General features: G+C 59.2%; 13 protein-coding genes. 4 read left to right on the top strand and 9 right to left on the bottom strand.

Annotated features, from left to right (window positions below; genetic code table 11):
* Positions 1-2: 2 nt before the first annotated feature.
* Entirely contained in the window at positions 3-1067 is a 1065-nt protein-coding gene (locus FAES_RS14795) for a PepSY-associated TM helix domain-containing protein (RefSeq protein ID WP_148289372.1), read from the bottom strand.
* 132 nt (positions 1068-1199) lie between these two features.
* Here FAES_RS14795 and FAES_RS14790 point away from each other — a divergent pair, with 132 nt between their 5' ends.
* Positions 1200-1916: a hypothetical protein gene (locus FAES_RS14790; protein ID WP_015332040.1), complete on the top strand. Its 717-nt coding sequence runs from the start codon at positions 1200-1202 to the stop codon at positions 1914-1916.
* Between the two features lie 61 nt (positions 1917-1977).
* On the opposite strand, the gene FAES_RS14785 is transcribed toward FAES_RS14790, so the two are convergent.
* From FAES_RS14785 to zwf, 7 genes are all read right to left on the bottom strand, one after another.
* On the bottom strand, positions 1978-4245 hold the full coding sequence (locus FAES_RS14785) for an NADP-dependent malic enzyme (RefSeq protein WP_015332039.1): 2268 nt from the start codon (positions 4243-4245) through the stop codon (positions 1978-1980).
* Positions 4246-4410: 165 nt separating this feature from the next.
* On the bottom strand, positions 4411-5715 hold the full coding sequence (locus FAES_RS14780; protein WP_041257908.1) for a cation:dicarboxylate symporter family transporter: 1305 nt from the start codon (positions 5713-5715) through the stop codon (positions 4411-4413).
* 65 nt (positions 5716-5780) lie between these two features.
* Positions 5781-6866: a coiled-coil domain-containing protein gene (locus tag FAES_RS14775; protein WP_015332037.1), complete on the bottom strand. Its 1086-nt coding sequence runs from the start codon at positions 6864-6866 to the stop codon at positions 5781-5783.
* Positions 6867-6910: 44 nt separating this feature from the next.
* Complete coding sequence (locus FAES_RS14770) at positions 6911-7564, bottom strand: endonuclease III domain-containing protein (RefSeq protein WP_015332036.1); 654 nt, start codon at positions 7562-7564, stop codon at positions 6911-6913.
* Positions 7565-7662: 98 nt separating this feature from the next.
* Positions 7663-8925, bottom strand: coding sequence for an OmpA family protein (locus FAES_RS14765; RefSeq protein ID WP_041257907.1), 1263 nt, complete (start codon positions 8923-8925; stop codon positions 7663-7665).
* 137 nt (positions 8926-9062) lie between these two features.
* Entirely contained in the window at positions 9063-9782 is a 720-nt protein-coding gene (gene pgl / locus FAES_RS14760) for a 6-phosphogluconolactonase (protein ID WP_015332034.1), read from the bottom strand.
* Between the two features lie 133 nt (positions 9783-9915).
* Positions 9916-11424 carry a glucose-6-phosphate dehydrogenase gene (zwf, locus tag FAES_RS14755; protein ID WP_015332033.1) on the bottom strand — a complete coding sequence of 503 codons (1509 nt, stop codon included), beginning with the start codon at positions 11422-11424 and terminating at the stop codon, positions 9916-9918.
* 208 nt (positions 11425-11632) lie between these two features.
* Here zwf and FAES_RS14750 point away from each other — a divergent pair, with 208 nt between their 5' ends.
* From FAES_RS14750 to FAES_RS29020, 3 genes are all read left to right on the top strand, one after another.
* The gene (locus FAES_RS14750) at positions 11633-12583 is read left to right on the top strand and encodes a threonine ammonia-lyase (protein ID WP_041257906.1); all 951 of its coding nucleotides are present in this window, start codon (positions 11633-11635) and stop codon (positions 12581-12583) included.
* Positions 12584-12669: 86 nt separating this feature from the next.
* The gene (locus FAES_RS14745; RefSeq protein WP_051054155.1) at positions 12670-13287 is read left to right on the top strand and encodes a DedA family protein; all 618 of its coding nucleotides are present in this window, start codon (positions 12670-12672) and stop codon (positions 13285-13287) included.
* Positions 13288-13572: 285 nt separating this feature from the next.
* Positions 13573-18525 carry a cellulose binding domain-containing protein gene (locus FAES_RS29020; RefSeq protein WP_148289371.1) on the top strand — a complete coding sequence of 1651 codons (4953 nt, stop codon included), beginning with the start codon at positions 13573-13575 and terminating at the stop codon, positions 18523-18525.
* Between the two features lie 139 nt (positions 18526-18664).
* Here FAES_RS29020 and FAES_RS14730 read toward each other — a convergent pair whose 3' ends face one another.
* Positions 18665-19372 (bottom strand): SDR family NAD(P)-dependent oxidoreductase, encoded by a 708-nt coding sequence (locus tag FAES_RS14730; RefSeq protein WP_015332029.1) that lies wholly within the window; start codon positions 19370-19372, stop codon positions 18665-18667.
* Positions 19373-19465 lie beyond the last annotated feature (93 nt).

Here is a 19465-nt window from a genome sequence, read left to right as displayed (position 1 = left end):
TATCAGCGCTTCACCCACCAGACCAGCAGGCCCGTGGCCGTCACGACAGTCATGCACAGGGCCAGTACGAAATACAGGACTTTGGTCGCCACGCCACCGAATCGGCCGAAGTGCAGTTCCTCGAAAACGTGCTCGACTTTGTATTCGACATCGGCCTCGCCCGCCCGAAACACCTTGGTTACGTCGCCCGATTGCGCATCGAATTCAACCGACGAGGTGAACTTGCCCAGAAACGGATTGGCGTCGGCGCCGTTGCCCCGCACCACAAGCGGCTTGCCGGGTTCATCGGGGAAGTTCACTACATCAGCCACAAAGCCAGGTACGTTGCTGGCACTCTTCGCCAGCAGCGCATCGACACTTGCGACCATCGCCACGGGGGGCCGAGCCTCGCCCGGACCGGGCCGCCGGGGGCCACCGCCCAGCGACCGTTCGATGTGTTCCCAGTGGAAGAACGTACCGGTAGCGCCAATAATCAGCAGAAACAGCAGCGCTACCACGCCGAGGTATTTGTGCAAATCGCCGTAGACCAGCCGTTTGGGCTTGTTCCAGCGAACCCCAATCTTGAACACGCTCAACAGCGATTTCCGGTAATACCACGTACCCGTCAGCACCGACCCGACGAGGCACAGCCCCACCACAAACAGAATCCAGTCGCCAACGGGCGGCATTAGCAGGTGTTCGTGCAGCTGACGTACCTGGCGCACAAACGCCCGTTCGGCGTCGCGCTCACCCAAGAACGTACCCGTGTAGGGGTTGACGTAAGCCCACAGGCGCTGCTTGCCTTTCTGCACGTCGGCCCGCAGGGCGCGGTTCGGCTGGCTGCTGTACAGCACCAGGTTGCGCAGTTGGGCGTCGGGGTAGTGTTGTTTCAGGGTGGCGATGGCCTTGTCGTAGGGCTGGCGTTGCGGACCCGGCTGCACGGCCACCGTGTCGGGGTTCAGCAGGCCATCGATGGCGTTATCGAAGAGGAGGATGCAACCCGTCAGGCTCAGCATCAGGATGAAGAGGCCGCCAACGAGGCCGAAGATGCGGTGAAATTTGTAAATGAGTTTGTCTGTGGGTGTCATGGGGGCTTTCTGGTAGACCTGTAAAAGTACATGACAGCCGCAATTTCGGCAGCCGTTCCAACCCTCCGACGCCAAAATGTGTCGTTAAAAGAGGGTTAATACATCCCCTGCTTTACCAAATCTGATCAACGTATGAAACGTACCGTGAAACGCCTGGCGCTTTTGGTGCTGGCTCTGCCGCTTGCCAGTTGTAGTTCGAATTTCCTCTCGACACCAACCCCCATCATCAACAAAGGCGTACTGCTCGACGCCAATCTGGCCAGCAGCAATGCGGGCTGGGAAGGCGAAGCCACCGATTACGGCACGGCCCAGCAGGACCTGATCGAATTTTCGTTTTCGTATGCGCCCCTGCCCGCCCCGCTCGACACCACGAAGAAAGCGCTGCGCGTGAGTGGCCGCAACCGCAGCGACGACCTCTTTATGTTCGTCCGCAAGCAACTTACGGGCCTGGCACCCAACACCGAGTACACGCTTGATTTCGACGTGGAGTTGGCCTCGCCGCACCCGGCGGGCAGCATCGGCATCGGCGGCTCACCGGCCACCAGTGTGTTCCTGAAAGCGGGCGCCTCGGCCACTAAGCCCGAGAAGAAGCTCCAGGGCGACTTTTACACGCTGAGCGTCGACAAAGGCAGTCAGTCGGAGGCCGGCACGCAGTCGGTGTTGTTGGGTAATCTGGCCAACGGCAAGGAGACGGAGGAATACACGCTCATCCAACGATCAAACGAAGGGCAGCCACTGAAAGCCCGCACCAACGACAAAGGCGAACTGTGGATTTTCGTGGGCACCGATTCGGGCTTCGAAGGCGACCAGACGCTGTATTACAGCCGCATCAAAGTCACCGCGCTGTAAACCCGGCAAGATTTCCAGATCGATAAGGTTTCAAAAACCTTATCGATCTGGAAAAAGCACTTTAATCGGCTACGGCGATGGCGACCATATTCACGACCTCGCGCACCGAGCTACCGAGTTGCAGCACGTGAACAGGCTTGCGGAGCCCCATCAGTACCGGCCCGATTTTCTCGATCCGGCCAATCTCTTTCAGCAGGTTATACGCAATGTTCGACGCCGACAGGTTCGGGAAGATCAGCACGTTGGCGGGTTGATCGGCCAACGACGAGAAACCATACGACGCCTGCATGAGCTCCTGATTGAAGGGCAGGTGAGCCTGCATTTCGCCGTCGACCACCCAGTCGGGGTGCTTCTTTTGGAGAATCGCCGTGGCTTCCTGCATCTTCACGGCATCGTCGCCGGTGGCGCTGCCAAAGGTCGAATACGACAGCAGCGCAATGCGGGGGTCGATGCCCAGCCGACGTACCGCGTTGGCGGTCGTTTCGGCAATCTCGACAATCTCGGCGGTCGTCGGGTTCATGTTCACCGTGGTATCCGACAGGAACAGCGGCCCGAACCGCGACAGCAGCACATACATGCCCGACACTTTCTGGATGCCCGGCTGTCGGCCAATCACTTGCAGCGCTGGGCGTAAGGTTTCCGGGTAGTTGCGCGTGAGGCCCGAAATCAGCACGTCGGCCACACCCTGCTCCAGCAATACCGACCCGAAATAGTTACGGTCGCGCATCAGGTTGCGGGCTTCGGTGAGCGTGAGGCCTTTTCGTTTGCGTTTTTCGTACAGCACCTGCGCGTAGGCTTCGCGCAACGACTCCTGTTCGGGCGAGCGGTGGTCGATGATCTGCACGTCGCCGAGGTCCATGTTATGGTCGTCGAGCATCCGTTGCACCACCGCCTCGTTGCCAATCAGAATGGGCACGGCCATGCGCTGCTCGATCACCTGCGCCACGGCCCGCAGCACCGTCAGGTTTTCGCCGTCGGTGAAAACGATCCGCTTAGGCGACTGTTGGGCCTGCCGGGTCAGTCGGCGGATGAAGGTGTTATCCTGACCCTGCCGCCGCGACAGTTGCAGGTCATAGTCGGCCCAGTCGGTGATGGCGCGCCGGGCCACGCCCGAGTCCATGGCGGCTTTGGCTACGGCCGGAGCTACGGTCATCAGCAGGCGCGGGTCGGTGGGTTTGGGCAGAATGTAGGTACGTCCAAACACCAGCCCGTCGGTGCCGTAGCTGCGGCTTACCACGTCGGTAACGGGCTTTTTGGCCAGTTCGGCCAGCGCCCGCACGGCAGCCAGTTTCATGGCCTCGTTGATCTCGGTGGCCCGCACGTCGAGCGCGCCCCGGAAGATGTAGGGGAAACCAAGCACGTTGTTCACCTGATTCGGGAAGTCAGACCGGCCCGTCGCCATGATGATGTCGGGGCGAGCGGCGGTGGCGTCTTCGTAAGTGATTTCGGGGTTCGGGTTAGCCATGGCAAACACCACCGGATCAGGAGCCATGCTCCGAATCATATCTTGGGTAACCACGCCCCCTACGCTGAGGCCCAGGAAGACGTCGGCCCCTACCATCGCGTCGGCCAGGACGTAACCGGCCGGGTGGCGGTCGGTGGTGTATTTATACTGATTACCAACCAGATTGGTGCGGTCTTTACTGAGCAGGCCGTCTTTGTCGAACACCGTAATGTTGTCGGGCGACACGCCCAGGTCGACGTACAGGTCGAGGCAGGCAATGGCGGCCGCCCCGGCGCCGTTCACCACCAGCTTGATCTGATCGATTTCTTTACCCGCCAGTTCGAGCGCGTTGAGCAGCGCGGCTCCCGACGTAATGGCCGTGCCGTGCTGATCGTCGTGCATGACGGGGATGTTCAGCTCCTGCCGCAGCCGCCGTTCAATCTCGAAGCATTCGGGCGCTTTGATGTCTTCCAGATTGACCCCGCCGAACGTCGGTTCGAGGATCTTCACCGTCCGGATAAACTCCTCGACGTCGGTCGTATCGAGTTCAATATCAAAGGCATCAATGTCGGCGTAAATCTTGAACAGCAGGCTTTTTCCCTCCATAACGGGCTTCGAGGCCACCGCCCCGATGTTGCCCAACCCCAGCACGGCGGTGCCGTTGGAGATGACGGCCACCAGGTTGCCTTTGGCCGTGTAGTCGTAGGCTCGTTCGGGTACGTCGGCGATGGCGAGGCAGGGCTCGGCCACCCCCGGCGAATAAGCCAGCGACAGATCCCGCTGATTCTCCGTCTCTTTGGTGGGGTTTACTTCTATTTTACCAGGACGCCCCTTAGCGTGGTAGTTGAGCGCGTCCTCGCGCAGTTTATTAGATGGAGTGTTCATACGTAAATTAAACGCAAAGACGCAACGCGAATCGCGAAGGGCGCAAAGCAACGATTAGCTAACCATGATTAGAGAAGCGTTCAACAGGCTATCAGACGCTTTGCGTTCTTCGCGATTTGCGTTGCGTCTTTGCGTTTAAAAAATAGTAGCGCCTCAAAGTTAACGCTACGTTGGCTCTGTCCCGGTGGTTAGCGCATTTTCCTTTTCGCCGAACGCCCGCTGCATGGCCGTGCGGTCAAAGGCTTTTTCGTTGTTGGCTAGCCAGATCGTGGCGACGCCGTTGCCGATAAAGTTGGTGATACTGCGCGCTTCCGACATAAACCGGTCGACGCCCAGCAGCAGGGCCAGCCCTTCCACCGGAATCACGTTGATGGCCGTGAGCGTGCTCGCCAGCACCACGAAGCCGCTGCCCGTTACGCCCGCCGCGCCTTTGGAGGTGACCATCAGAATCCCCACAATGGTGAGTAGCTGGCTCCAGTCGAGGTGGACATTGAAGACCTGCGCCAAAAAGATCGTGGCCATCGACAGGTAGATTGTGGTGCCATCGAGGTTGAACGAGTAGCCCGCGGGCACCACCAGCCCCACCACCGATTTGGCGCAGCCCATCCGTTCGAGCTTTTCCATGAGCGAGGGCAAGCCCGCCTCCGACGACGACGTACCCAGCACGATCAGCAGCTCTTCGCGGATGTAGCGCAGGTAGCCCAGCAGCGGCACCCGGCACGTGTACAGAATGCCACCCAGTACCACAAAGATGAAGACCGCCATCGTGGTGTATACCGTTGCCATGAGTTTCGCCAAGGGCAGCAACGTACCCAGCCCGTATTTGCCGATGGTGTAGGCCATCCCGCCAAACGCCCCGATGGGCGCCAGCCGCATCACCAGGTGCAGCCCCTTGAAGATAATTTTAGACGCCTGATTCAGCCCCGCGACGATCCGGTCACGCCCGGCATACTGACTCAGCAGAATACCCGCCAGGATTGCCCCCAGCAGCACCTGCAACGTCACGTTGTCGAGAAAAAATTGCCACCAGCTAAACGCCGTCGCGGTTTTAGTGTATTTGGAAATATCGCCCCCTTTCAAGGCCGATGTCACAACGCCCTCACCCGGCCGGATAATATTGGCCACCAGCACGCCAATCAGCAGTGCCATCGTCGTGACGACTTCAAAGTAAAGCAACGCCTTCGCCCCCACCGTGCCCACTTTTTTCAGATCACCCATGCTGACGATGCCGAGCGTGATGGTCAGGAAGATGATGGGGTTGATGAACAGCTTGACCGTACTGATGAAAATACCGCTCAGAAACTCGCTGATGGTAACGCCAACACTCAGTTCCTGCCCGAGAAAGCGAGCTTTGAGCGGTTTGTCGAGTACGGGTAGCAGGGCCAGATCGGGCCGGAAGTGGCCCAGTAAAATGCCGAGGGTGATGGCCGTCAGCACCCAGAACGTAAGGTTGGAAAACAGTTTGGTCATGAAGAATGGCCTGTGCATTGAACCGTGAACTAACGGAATCCTGCCGCCAACTCAAAATGACCGGCCTACGGATTCGGGTAGGCCGACAGCCAGACTTTCAGTTGGGCGGGATCGGCCAGCGCCTTCACAAGCGCTCTGAGTGACTTGGTATCCGCCTTTGCCGCCTTGATTTCGCCGCTGATCACATAGTCCAGACTGCGCACCGCGATCGGCCCCGGTGCCGAGCTACCAAGCATCGCCTTGAGCTCGTTGGTCAGGGTGGCCAGTTGTCCGTCCAGTTCCTCGACCTGCTGCGTCAGGATTTTGTTGTAATGCTGCAACTGACTATCGGCCAGCGCGGCGAGTTGTTTCTGGTCAATGCGGTCAAATTCCAGTTGCAACCGGAATAGGCCCATCAGGTCGCTTTTCTCGTAGGCCTCCGTCACGCGTTGCATAATCGCCGTTTTGCGTTCTTTTTCGGCGGGTTCCAACTCCCGGTCGGGGTGGAAAGCCTTCACCAGATCGAGGTAAAGCGCCCGTACGGCTTTCGTCACCTTAATCGCCCGGGCCTCGCGAGCCTGTTGCTTTTCCGTTTTGGGCTCCTGCGCCCGGCGGTCGGCGGCTTCCTGCTGCCGCTGCTGTTCGGCCAGCGCCCGTTCGCGAAGCAGGCCCTGCACATGCGCCAGCAGCTCGTCGGGCGTCGCAAACGACTGCGCCGGGTCGATCAGCAACCCATATCGGGCTTCGGCAATGTGACGGATCTGCGCCATGCTGACGGCGTCGGTTTCAGCCAACACCGCTTCGAAACCGGCTTCGTCGTAGCGGTCATAGATCGGCTTTAGCTCCCCATAGCCCTGCTGAATCAGGTCGTAGGCGAGGCTGGTGATCAGGTGGCGCAGTTTGCGGCTTTCGGCGTTGCTCCACGCGTATCGTTCGTGTAGTTGATCGAGCAGCCGCACCAGATCGGCGCGCGCCTGTTGCTGCTTTCGCTGCAAAGGCACCAGTTCGCCCTGAATCCGTTGCCTCACCTGCTCGGTCGCCGCCCGCAGTTCAGCCAGTTGCTCCTCCTGCTCCGTAATCCGGCTCGTCAGTTGGTTGAGCCGTTTTTGCTGTTTCGACAGCGGCACCGTTTTATTGGCTGACTCAATCCAGACCAGCGGCTGCTTGCTCATGAAGTCGTTTGAGGTTTGGCGTTTTGGGTCTTGTGTTGCCCGAATTACCGGTGTTTGGTTACGCCGACCTGCGCGCAATGGGCCAGCACGGGGCAGGTGGAGCAGTGCGGCAGCGTACCGGTGCAAATGTGTTTACCGAAGGGCATCAGCAGCCGGTTGATGTTGATCCATTGCGCTACGGGTACCTGCTTTTCCAACACCGCCAGTGTTTGCTCGGGTGTTTTGGTCTGAACGAACCCCCACCGATTGGTGACCCGGTGCACGTGAATATCCACGCTGATGGCCGCCTGCCCCGCCGCCACGCCCAACGCCAGATTAGCGCACTTCGGCCCCACGCCTTTGAACGAGGTCAGCACGTCGAAGTCGGGCGGCAACGTACCTGAAAACTCCGTCATCACCCGCTGGGCAATCCCGATCATGGTGTTGGCTTTCTGGTCGGGGTAGCTGCTGCCATAGAGCAGGGGCGTCAGTTCGTCGGGCGAGAGGGCGGCGATGTCGGCGGGTGTCCGGGCGATCTCAAATAAACGCAGCGACACGGGAATGGTCGTCTCGTCGAGCGTCCGAATCGAGATAATGCAGGAAATCAGTTGCTCAAACAGGCTGTTGTAGCCCCGTTCGGCCAGCTCGAACATCGCCGCTTTGGGGTACGGCGCAATCGCCGGTTCAATCAGATCCAGTACCGTGTCGAGGGGAAACATTTGTGTGTTCAAGGTTCAATGTCCAACGTCCAATGGCGCTTTGCCGTCCAAGCAGGCTACGCATTAACACATTGAACGTTGGACATTGAACCTTGAACCTACGCTTTTGTTATCACCATCTCCACGCGCCGGTTCTCCGGGTGGGGGGTGCCACGGGTGCTGTTGATGGGGCGCGAGTGGCCGTAGCCGACGGCTTCCACGCGGGCTTCGGCAATGCCTTTGCTCATCAGGTAGCGCTTCACGGCAAAAACCCGGTTGCGCGACAGTTCGAGGTTAGCATCGAAATCACCGATGATATCGGTATGTCCTTCCAGCTTGATCTGCATGGCCGGGTTCAGTTTCATCACCTCCACCAGCTTGTCGAGTTCGGGAAACGATTCGGCCTGTAGCTCGTATTTCGACTGGGCGAAATAGATGTTTTTCAGCGTCACCTTCGTGCCAACGGCGATGGGCACCAGATCGAAGTTGGCCGTTTTCTCGGTGCGGGCGATGGCGACGGTGTCGCGCTTCCCGAAGTAGCCTTTGGCGGTGGCGCTTACCTCCCAAACCGTCAGCGGATCGCCGGGAAAACGATACGTACCGTCGGCGGCTTTGGCGCGCGTCGAGTCGGCGGGTTCATCCCCGTTCGATTCAGCACCTGACAGCATCCGGTACGTCAGCATGGCCGCTACGGGTTTACCCGTCTTGGCGTCGCGCACCGTGCCTTTAACCGCCAGCGTCGGGTTGGGCGGCAGCGGGGTCTGAGCCGGTTCGGGAGCTGGGGGTGCAGGGCGCGGTCTTGTTGGCGCGGGTGTTTGTGCCGGGGGCTGGGTACGTGGTCGCGGCGGCTGGGTACGTTTGGACGGGTTGGTGATGTGCACCCCCCAGAAGTTAAAGCAGATTTCACCGGGTCGGTTTCGATCTGAGCACTCAAAGAGGTCAAACGTTTCAATGCCCGGATCGAGCCGTTCGAAATAGGCCACAAAGTCAACCGTCTCACCCGGGCGCACGTCGCGCCGCTTATCGGTCGGGATATTTTCGGCGCGAATAAATTTAAACGTCCGGGCACCACCGTTAGCATACAGCCGCGCTGTGGGCACAAACGTAATGGTGTGCCCCCCATCACCCGAACCAACACGGTCAGGAATGGGATACGGAATGCCCGGAATCTTCAGGGGCGAGCGTGACGGTTTCTCATCGGAACCATCACGGAACCGCATGTAAATGATGGTGTATTGTGCCGTCAAATCAACCCGGCTGATGACCACGTCGAGGTCATTTACGTCATCGACGCGGGGCTTCGGCGTCGAGTACTCTACCGTTTGGGCTGTGGCACCAAAGGCCAGCAGTAGCCCCATACCCAATACCCCAAAAAGGCGCATAGTTTTTCTCAAGATGAACCGAATGCTGATTGTGCATCCAGAACGTTAGAGTGCGCCGGGTAGTTTAGGTTTAATCTTTTTTAAGTAATTGCCCTTACAAAAACGGGCGCCGGGCTAGCCCGGCGCTCATTTCAGCTCTACAGCCGTTTGGCGGCCGCTTCGTCGATAAACCAGATCAGCTCACCGGTGATGGGTTTGATACGCTGCGATGGATATTTGTACGGCTGATAGTCGCCCTTCAGTACGCCATGCAGGGCATCGGCTTTGTTGTCGCCCGCCACCAGAAACGCCACCGTCGCCGCCTGATTGACCACCGGGGCTGTCAGCGTGAGGCGGAACATATCCTGTTGTTGCAGGAAAAAGGCTTTCGTCCAGGCAACGTCTTCGCTCACCACCTCCGTGCCCGGAAACAGCGACAGCGTGTGGCCGTCGTCGCCCATGCCCAACAGCACCAGATCGAACGTCTGCTCATGACCATCGAAGTAGCGATGCAGAATCTGGGCGTATTCTTCCATCGACGCGTCGGGTTGCAGATCGGTCCGCATCACGTGGATGTTGTCGGCGGGGATGGGCACCTTGTCGAGCAGCGTATCGTAGGCCATGCGGGCATTATTGCGCTCGTCGGTCAGGGGTACGTAGCGTTCGTCGCCCCAGAAGACGTGCACCCGCGCCCAGTCGATGCGGTCGCGCAGGGGTGGTTGTGCCAGCAGCAGGTGCAACGCCTTGGGCGTGCTGCCACCCGATAGCGCGATGGTAAAACGCGGGCGCGTGGCCAGCGTCTGTTCGATGCGCTCGGTTATCCATTCAGCCGCCCGTTGCGCCAGTTCGGTCGGGTCGTTAACGAGGTTGATAGTCATAAAACGGTGCTCAGCGTCTGGACAGTCGGTTTAGAAAAGAAGTCTGGAACGTGTGTAGCTGTATTAAACTGCCCCAACTAATTGACTTTCCAGACTACGGACTTCTCTTCTAAACCGACTGTCCAGACTTCATTTATTCATTATTCCAGCTAAACCCCTGCTGGGCGATGAGTTTGTCGGCTTCGGCGGGCCCCCACGAGCCCGGCGCGTAGGTCGGCATCGACGCCGGGTCGGTTTGCGACGCCCAATGGTCGAGAATCGGCATCACAATCTGCCACGCCTCGTCGACCTGATCGGCCCGCATGAACAGAGTCGCATCGCCCGCCATCACGTCGAGCAGCAGCGTTTCGTAGGCTTCGGGCTGCTGTTCGGTAAAAGCCGTGTTGTAGTTGAACTCCATCTCGACCGGGTCGAGGGCCAGTTGCTGACCGGGGCGTTTGGCCTGGAAGCGCAGCCGGATGTTCATGTCGGGCTGAATGCTGATGATCAGGCAATTGTGCTGCCACGTTTTGGTAGCTTCGTTGGGAAACGCATAGTGCGGCGCGGGCCGGAACTGTACCGTGATGACCGACGATTTTTCAGCCAGGTGCTTACCCGTTCTGACGTAGAAGGGGGTTCCCTCCCACCGCCAGTTGTCGCAGAAGAACGTCACGGCGGCAAAGGTTTCGGTCATCGATTCGGGGTTCACACCTTCTTCCTCGCGGTAGGCCGGGCTTTCTTTGTCGCCTTTTTTACCGGCTCCGTACTGTGCCCGCACCGCCACCTGATCGACCTGATCGGGGGCCACGCGACGCATAGCCCGGAGCACGTCGACTTTCTTGTTGCGGATTTCATCGGCCTCAAACGAGGTGGGTGGTTCCATCGCCACCATGCAGAGCAGTTGCAGTAGGTGATTCTGGATCATGTCGCGCAGCGCCCCCGAACCTTCGTAGTAGCCGCCGCGCCCTTCCAGGCCAACCGTTTCGGCGGCGGTCAGTTGCACGTATTCGACGTAATTGTGGTTCCAGATCGGCTCAAACAGCGTGTTGGCAAACCGCAGCGCCAGCAGGTTCTGCACCGTTTCTTTGCCCAGGTAGTGGTCGATGCGGTAAATCTGCTCTTCGGCAAAGTGAGTCAGCAGCAGCGCGTTCAGCTCACGGGCGCTTTGCAGGTCATGCCCAAACGGCTTTTCAACTACAATGCGCACCCGCGATTTATCCCCGCAGAACGACAGCTGGCTCAGGTTATTGGCAATGTCGGGCACAAGTTGCGGCGCGACCGACATGTAGAAAATAATGTTAGCGTGGGTGTTCCACTCGGCTTCGCGCTCGCTCACCAGATCGCCGATGAGGTGGTATGCGCTGGCATCGCCGCCGTCCAGCTTCAGGTAGCGGATGTGCGGCGAAAAGGTTTTCCAACTGTCTTCCGGGCCATTTTTCCGGCGCGAAAACTCCTGAATCCCTTCCAGCAGCCGCTCCCGGAACGAGTCATCGGTGTATTGGGTACGTCCGATGCCGACCACCTCGAACTGCTCCGGTAAGTAGTTGTCCAGAAAGAGGTTATAGAGCGCCGGGGTCAGTTTGCGGTAATTCAGATCGCCGCTACCACCGAAAATAAAGACAATCGTCGCAGGCGGACGCTGTGTAGTCGAAGAGGTTGTCATTCTGTTGTACGAGAAAGAATTCTACCGGGGGAGAGCGTGACTAATGTATAATGTAAAATGAACGATGTACAATGGTTTGCGATGGCGTAGCCTCATTGTACATTTTACATCACTCATTGTTCATTCCCCTTCGTGCATTATTTATTCTACACTACCCACGGGGTGGCAATTTGTTAGATTTGGGGCGCAATCGCAACCAAATGACCCCATGTTGACCCTGCAAACGCTGCGCGACGCTCACGATCGCATTCGCCCGTACATCCACCGCACCCCCGCTCTGACCTGCCAGACTATCGACCAGATGGCTGGGGCACGGCTGGTTTTCAAGTGCGAAAATTTCCAGAAGATCGGGGCCTTCAAGGCACGCGGGGGGATGAATGCCGCCCTGCAACTCACCGAAGCCGAGCGCGCTTATGGCGTCACCACCCACTCATCGGGCAACCACGCGCAGGCGCTGGCTTATGCCGCCCGGCAGTTGCAGATACCCGCCTACATTGTGATGCCCCGCACGGCCCCGCAGGTGAAAAAAAACGCTGTGCGTGGCTACGGCGCCACCGTGATCGAGTGCGAACCCACCTTGCAGGCGCGGGAAGAGGGCGTTCGGGATGTGATGCTGCGGACCCGGGCGGCACTGATTCATCCGTTCGACGACGACCGTGTGATTGCCGGCCAAAGCACGGCCACCATCGAACTCCTCGCCGACAACCCGACCGGGCTACCTTTCGATGCCGTGCTGGCCCCCGTGGGCGGCGGCGGGCTGCTCAGTGGCACAGCCCTCGCTGTACACTATCTGGCCCCCAATACGCGCGTGGTGGGCTGTGAACCCGAAGGGGCCGCCGACGCCGTACTGTCGTTCAGGAGCGGGCGGGTAGAAAAAGCACCCTACATCGATACCATCGCCGATGGGCTGATGACGAACCTTAGCGAACGGACGCTGGCCATTATCCGCCAGTATGTGAGCGACATCCGGCTGGTTAACGACGACGAAATCCGGGCGGCGCAACGGCTGGTCTGGGAGCGGATGAAACTCATCATCGAGCCATCCTGCGCCGTGCCGCTGGCCGTGGTGCTGCGTTACAAAGCCGACTTCGCCGATCAGACGGTTGGCATCATTCTGACGGGTGGCAACGTGGACCTTACGAAGCAGTTTGCTTCCTAGTTGACGGGGTCACCCGGTCTGTCGGTAAAACTACGGCGGCTGGGCCGGGTTATCAGGTCGGGTAGTCTGTGCTACCCGACAACCGCATGGACGTTTTGCTTAGCTATCCGCTGCTGCTCAACACCAACTGGATTGAGTGGGGCGGCACCACGCTCATTGCCGCGCTGGTGTTTATCGAAACGGGTTTTCTGTTGGGGCTGGTCGTGCCCGGTGGCGAAACGCTGCTGTTTACGGCGGGCTTGCTTACGGGCATTCAGACGCTGCATGTATCGGTAGTGGGGTTGATTGCCCTGCTTACCGGCGCGGCCATTGCCGGCGACCTCACCGGCTACCTGATTGGCCGTCGGCTGGGGAACCGGCTGCACCAACTGCCCGACACCTTTTTCTTCAAACGGCGCTACCTGGAACAGTCAGACGCCTTCTATAGCAAACACCCCCGGCGCGCTCTGCTGATTGGCCGTTTCCTGCCCATTATCCGCACGTTTAACCCCTTGCTGGCGGCCAGTAGCGGCTTGCCCCTCCCCCGCTTTTTAGTGCTGACGTCGATCAGTTGCCTCGCCTACGTATCAGCGCTGGTACTGGCTGGGTACGTGCTGGGGCAGCGGTTTCCGGAGCTGGGACAATACGTCCAATATATCTTTCTGGGCGTGGTTGTATTGGTGCTGGGTACGTTGTTATTCCAGCGATTCCGTTCTAATGACTGATGTGTATAGCAGGCAAACGGCTCGACAAAAGCGACTTAGCTATAGGACACATGTAAGCAACCAATTCAAGCATAGTACTTACTTGACATTTTCAGGTAACAGCCTACCGACTAGCACACTTATTAGTTAGTATCGACTAACTAATTTGAACTGTATACATGCAAGTTCCATCCTCGAGATAGCCAATTCTTTCTTGTGACGGATTTTATTTAATAATAATCAGCTAACACCACATGCGTGATAGATATGATAGTTTTGGGGGTTAAAACCAATTCCCAATTTTTCATGACTTCATATCTACAGCGAGCTTTTTTTGCCTGGCTAGGGATGCTCATGCTCTGTGCGCTCCCGTCGGCCGTTTGGGCACAAGCCCCCACAGATCTGTTTTTCTCCGAATACATCGAAGGAAGCAGCAACAACAAAGCGCTTGAACTTTACAACGGTACGGGTGCCCCCATCGATTTGGCGGCCGGGCAATACGTCGTGCAGATGTACTTCAACGGCGGTGTCACGGCCAGCACCAACGTTTCACTCACGGGCACCATTGCCCCGGGTAGCACCTTCGTACTGGCAGCATCGGCGGCCAACGCGACCATTCTGGCCAAAGCCAACCAGACAAGCGGAGCCTCCTTCTACAACGGCGACGATGCCATCGTGCTGCGGAAAGGCGGTACGTCGGGAACCATTGTCGATGCTATCGGGCAGGTGGGTTTTGATCCCGGCACCGAATGGGGCACCGGCCTGACTTCGACGGCCGATAACACCATCCGCCGGAAAGCGGCGTTTTGTAGCGGCGACGTCAACATCAGCGATGCTTTCGATCCGAGTCAGCAATGGGAGGGCTTCGCCATTGATACGTTCGACGGGCTGGGTTCGCACACCACGGATTGCGGCGGCACTACGCCTACGTTGCCGTCTGTCAGCATAACGGCCACCGATGCCAATGGTGCTGAGGCCGGAACAGACCCCATCACCTTCACCCTCGCGCGCACCGGTAGCACGGACGCGGCCCTGACGGTCAACTACACCGTAGGCGGTACGGCCACCAACGGCACCGACTACACGCCCGCGCTCAGCGGCGTAGCGACGATCCCTGCAGGGCAGTCGTCGATCGTGCTCACGCTGACGCCCGTAGACGACGCGGTGATCGATGCCAACGAAACCATCATCCTGACCATCGCGACCAACGCCGCCTATACCATCAGTTCGGCGTCGGCCACGGCCCTCATCGCCGATGATGAGATTACGCCCAGCCAGCGGATTCACGATATTCAGGGCGCGGCCCACATCTCGCCCCTGCTGGGTCAGGTGGTCAACAACGTACCCGGCATCGTGACGGGCCTGCGGTCGAACGGGTTTTACCTGCAAGATCCCAATCCCGACGCGGACGAACGTACCTCGGAGGGCATTTTTGTCTTTACCAGCACTGCCCCGACCGTAGCCGTGGGTACGTCGCTGCTGGTAAGTGGCACCGTGGCCGAATTCCGGTCGGGGGGTAGCGCGGGTTCCAACAACCTGACCATCACGCAGATTCAGACGCCCACCCTCGTGACGGTGTCGACGGGCAACGCGCTGCCGGCGCCTACCGTACTGGGCAACGGGGGCCGCACCATCCCGAACACGATTATAGAAGATCAGACGGGCAACGTCGAAACGGGTGGACTGGCGTTTGACCCGGCGACGGATGGCATCGACTTTTACGAAAGCGTGGAAGGAATGCTGGTGCAGATCAACAACCCGCTGGCGGTGAGCCCAACGGTGCGGTCTGGGGCCGGGGCCGGTGAAATCTGGGTCGTGGCCGACAACGGCGCGAACGCCACCATTAAATCGTCGCGCGGCGGCGTCATCGTCAGCGCCAACGACTTCAACCCGGAACGCATTCAACTCGACGATACGATGCTGAACCCGCCCAGCGGTGGCTACCTCACACCAACCGTCAACGTGGGCGCTCAGCTGAGCACCGTAGTCGGAATTGTGAACTGGGTAGCCGATAACTACGAAGTACTGGTTACCTCAGCCCCCACGGTTATTTCAAACGGACTAACCAAAGAAAGCACGACGCTGGCCCCCACGGCCAACAAACTGACCGTTTCGACGTTCAACGTGGAGAACCTGGCGCCGGGCGATCCCAGCAGCAAGTTCAACAACCTCGCGAGCCGGATCGTGGAGAACCTGAAGGCCCCCGATATTCTGCTGCTGGAAGAAATTCAGGACAATAACGGCGCGACCAACGACGCCGTTGTCGACGCTAACGTCACGTTCGGCCTGCTCATCAACGCGATCACGGCAGCCGGTGGGCCCACGTACCAGTATCGTCAGATCAACCCGGTCGATGACCAGGATGGTGGTCAGGCGGGGGGCAACATTCGGGTGGGCTTCCTGTTCAACCCCAACCGGGTGTCGTTCGTCGACCGGCCGGGTGGCACCTCAACCGCCGCTACGACCGTCAACAACGTCAACGGGGTGCCACAGTTGTCGTTTAACCCCGGCCGCGTCGACCCGACCAACCCGGCCTTTGCCAACAACGACGGGTCGGGCCCGGCAAGCAACAGCCGCAAACCGCTGGCGGGTGAATTTCTGTTCAACGGACAGCCGGTCTTCATCATCGGTAACCACTTCAGCTCGAAAATCCCCGATGACATTCTGTTCGGTGTGAATCAGCCCGCCACGCTCTTTAGCGAGGCACAGCGCCGCGAGCAGGCCACGGTGGTGCGGAATTTCGTGCAGAGCATCCTGGCCGTCGACCCCAACGCCAACGTCATTGCGCTGGGTGACCTCAATGATTTTGAGTTTTCGGCCCCGGTCAACATCCTGAAAGGAGCGCCGCTGAACGCCCTGATCGAAACCCTGCCGGCCAACGAGCGGTACACGTATAACTTCGAAGGCAACTCGCAGACGATCGACCACATTCTGGTCAGCAACAGCCTGCTCGGCAAGCTGGACCAGTATGACGTGGTGCACATCAACGCCGAATTTACCGACCCGGACAGCGACCACGACCCGAGCGTAGCCCGCTTCACCTTCGCACCACCGGTAACCCCGCTCGTACTGTCGGCCACAGCCACGCCAACCCAACTGCTGACAACGGGCACCACCACCCTGTCGGCCACGGTGTCGGGCGGTACTACGCCTTACAGCTACACGTTCAGCGGGCCGGGCACAATCACGCCAAGCGGCAATACCGCTACGGTATCGAGCCTGCCAGCGGGGGTTCAAACGTTCACGATTACGGCGGGTGACGCCACGGCTCCGACTAAGCAGGTTACCTCAACGACGGTGAGCGTGACGGTCATCGAGCCGGTAGTTGCTACCCTGACGGGCAGCGCGGCCATTTGCGCCGGAACGACGACTACGCTGAGCATTGCCACTAGCGGCGGCACGGGCCCCTACACGGTTGTGTATACCGACGGGCAGTCGAGCAGCACACTCACCGGCTACACCACGGGCAGCCCCATCGTGGTGGCTCCCAGCCAGACGACGACCTACAGCCTGGTATCGGCAACGGACGCCAACGGGCTGGCGTCGACCAACCTGACGGGCACGGCAACGGTAACGGTTAACCGGGCAACGGCCTCTGTCGCAGGTACGTTGACGGTTTGTACGGGGCAAACCACAACGCTGACGGCGCAGGGCGGCACAGCTTATGCCTGGTCGACAAACGCGACGACGGCAGCGATCGCCGTGGGTGCCGGTACGTACACGGTACGGGTAACGGACGCCAACCAGTGCACGGCTACCGCAACGGCTACCGTAACGGAACTTCCCACACCCGCCACGCCAACGCTGCTCACGCAGGGCGGTCAGTCGGCGGTGACGGTCGCGCAGGCCTCGGGCGACGTAACGCTCGTGGGCGGTGGCTGCTCAGGTACGTTGAGCTGGACGGGTCCGAACAACAGCGCAGGTACATCCAACACCATTCTGGTTTCGACCAACGTACCGGGTACGTTCGTGTACACGGCCGTATGCCAGTCGGCGGCGGGCTGCGTAAGTGCGCCTGTTTCGGCAACCGTTACGGTGCAGGGCCTGACCCTGACGATATTGCACAAAAATGGCAACAACAATACCAAGAAGGTCAACACCATCCGGCCGTATCTGAAGCTGAACAATGGGGGTACGGCCGCGATTCCGTATGGTGAGCTGACGGTGCGTTACTGGCTGACCGTGGAGGATTTCGCGCCCATGACCAACCTGTACATCGACTGGGCGCAACTGGGCACCAACAAGGTGAAGCTGAAATACGTAGCGCTGCCGCAGCCTCGCCAGGGTGCACTCGGGTACGTAGAATACAGCTTCGATGCCTCGGCTGGTAGCCTCGCGCCGAACGGCACGTCTGGCGAAATTCAGAGCCGGGTGGCCAAGCAAAACTGGACGGATTTTAACGAAGCCGACGACCACTCGTATAGCAGCAACACCAACTACGCCATCAATCCCAAGATCACGGTGTATCGGAATGGCGTGCTGGTAAGCGGGGTTGAACCGGCGCTGGTGACGCCCACGCGGACGTTGACGGTGTACGCCGAAAACAAGAACCGCAACACCACGGGCAACCAGATCAAACCGTATCTGAACGTAGCCAACGAGGGCAACCTGCCGGTCGACTACAGCCAGTTGACGGTGCGTTACTGGTTTACGGCGGAAGGCAACCAGCCGCTGGTCTACACGGTCGATTACGCCGAACTGGGCAACAGCAAGGTGACGGGCCGGTTTGTAAAAGTGAATCGCACGGGTGCCGATACGTACCTGGAGCTGAGCTTCTCGCCCACGCTGGGTACGTTGTATCCACTGAGTTCAACGGGCGAGATTCAGCAGCGCATCAACAAGAACGACTGGTCGAATTTCAACGAAGCCAACGACTACTCGTACCTCCCGGCGGGTTCGGCTGTAGCCAACCCCAAGATCACGGCCTACCTGAACGGGTCGCTGGTATACGGGCAGGAGCCGGGTACCGCCAACGGACGCATCGGGGCCGACGAGCCGGGCACCGACCTACAGGTATCGGTGTTGGGTAACCCCGTGCTGACTAACGATGTGCAAGTCGACGTACTGGGCGCACAAGGGCAACCCCTCCGTTTCGTGCTGACCGACGTAAACGGCCGGACCATCACAGAGCATCAGGTGGAGAAAGCCACGGCAACCGAACGCCAAACACTGAAGCTGGGTAACCAGCCTGCTGGCCTGTTGCTGCTACACGTGAGTACGCCCTCGCAGGCTAAAACGGTGAAGCTGATTCGGCAATAAGCCCAGCTGAACGGTAGTTAACGACAGCTTCTATTCACGTGGTGTCAGACCGGATCTCTGACACCACGTACATTAAAAAGCGGGCTCGACAGGAAAACCTGCCGAGCCCGCTTTTCTGTACTGCCCTGTAGGCAATGCATTATTTCAGACTCCCCATGCCCCCATCGACACCGATGATCTGGCCCGTGATCCAACTGGCCTGATCGCCGAGCAGATACGCCGCCAGTTGGGCAATGTCCTCGGGAGTACCCACGCGGTTGAGCGGGTGGCGTTTATTGGCCGCCTCGCGCTTTTCCGACGTACCCAGCAGGCCCTGCGTTTCGGCCAGTGGCGTGTCGGTCAGCGATGGGGCCAGTGCATTGACCCGCACGTTGGAGGGCGCAAACTCAGCCGCCAGCGACTTTGTCAGCCCTTCAACGGCCGACTTGGCCACCGATACCGACGAGTGCAGGCCCATGCCCAGCTTGGCGGCTACCGTACTAAACAGCACAATACTTGCCGATTTCGATTTTTTCAGACTGCCCAGCGTAGCGTGGATGGCCGAGACAGCTCCCAGCACGTTTACCTGCAGATCGTGCTGGTAATCGGCAGGTTGGAGGCGCTGAAATGGTTTCAGGTTAATGGTACCCGGTGCATACACCAGCCCGTGCAGGACTTCGGGCAGTTGGGTTAGCGCCTCAGCGGCGGGTTGCGTCGTTACATCCCACGTCATGTGCGTGGACGTGATGCCTTCGGGTTGCCGCCGACCCGCCGTGTAAAGGGTCGCGCCCTGCTGTTGCAACAAAAGAGCCAGTGCGTGCCCAATGCCCGAACTGGCTCCAATGATGAGAATATGTTTGCCTTGCATAAAGTGCGTGTGAGGTTTGATTGGTAAGGCTTACCGTGGTACTTCCGACCTGCGGAGCGGCCTTACACCTTATCCCTCAAACCCTAAACGCCC

Source organism: Fibrella aestuarina BUZ 2, from assembly GCF_000331105.1.
Lineage (GTDB): Bacteria > Bacteroidota > Bacteroidia > Cytophagales > Spirosomataceae > Fibrella > Fibrella aestuarina.
Note: the sequence above shows the minus strand (reverse complement) of the source record. Positions and strands in the feature narration are given on the sequence as shown.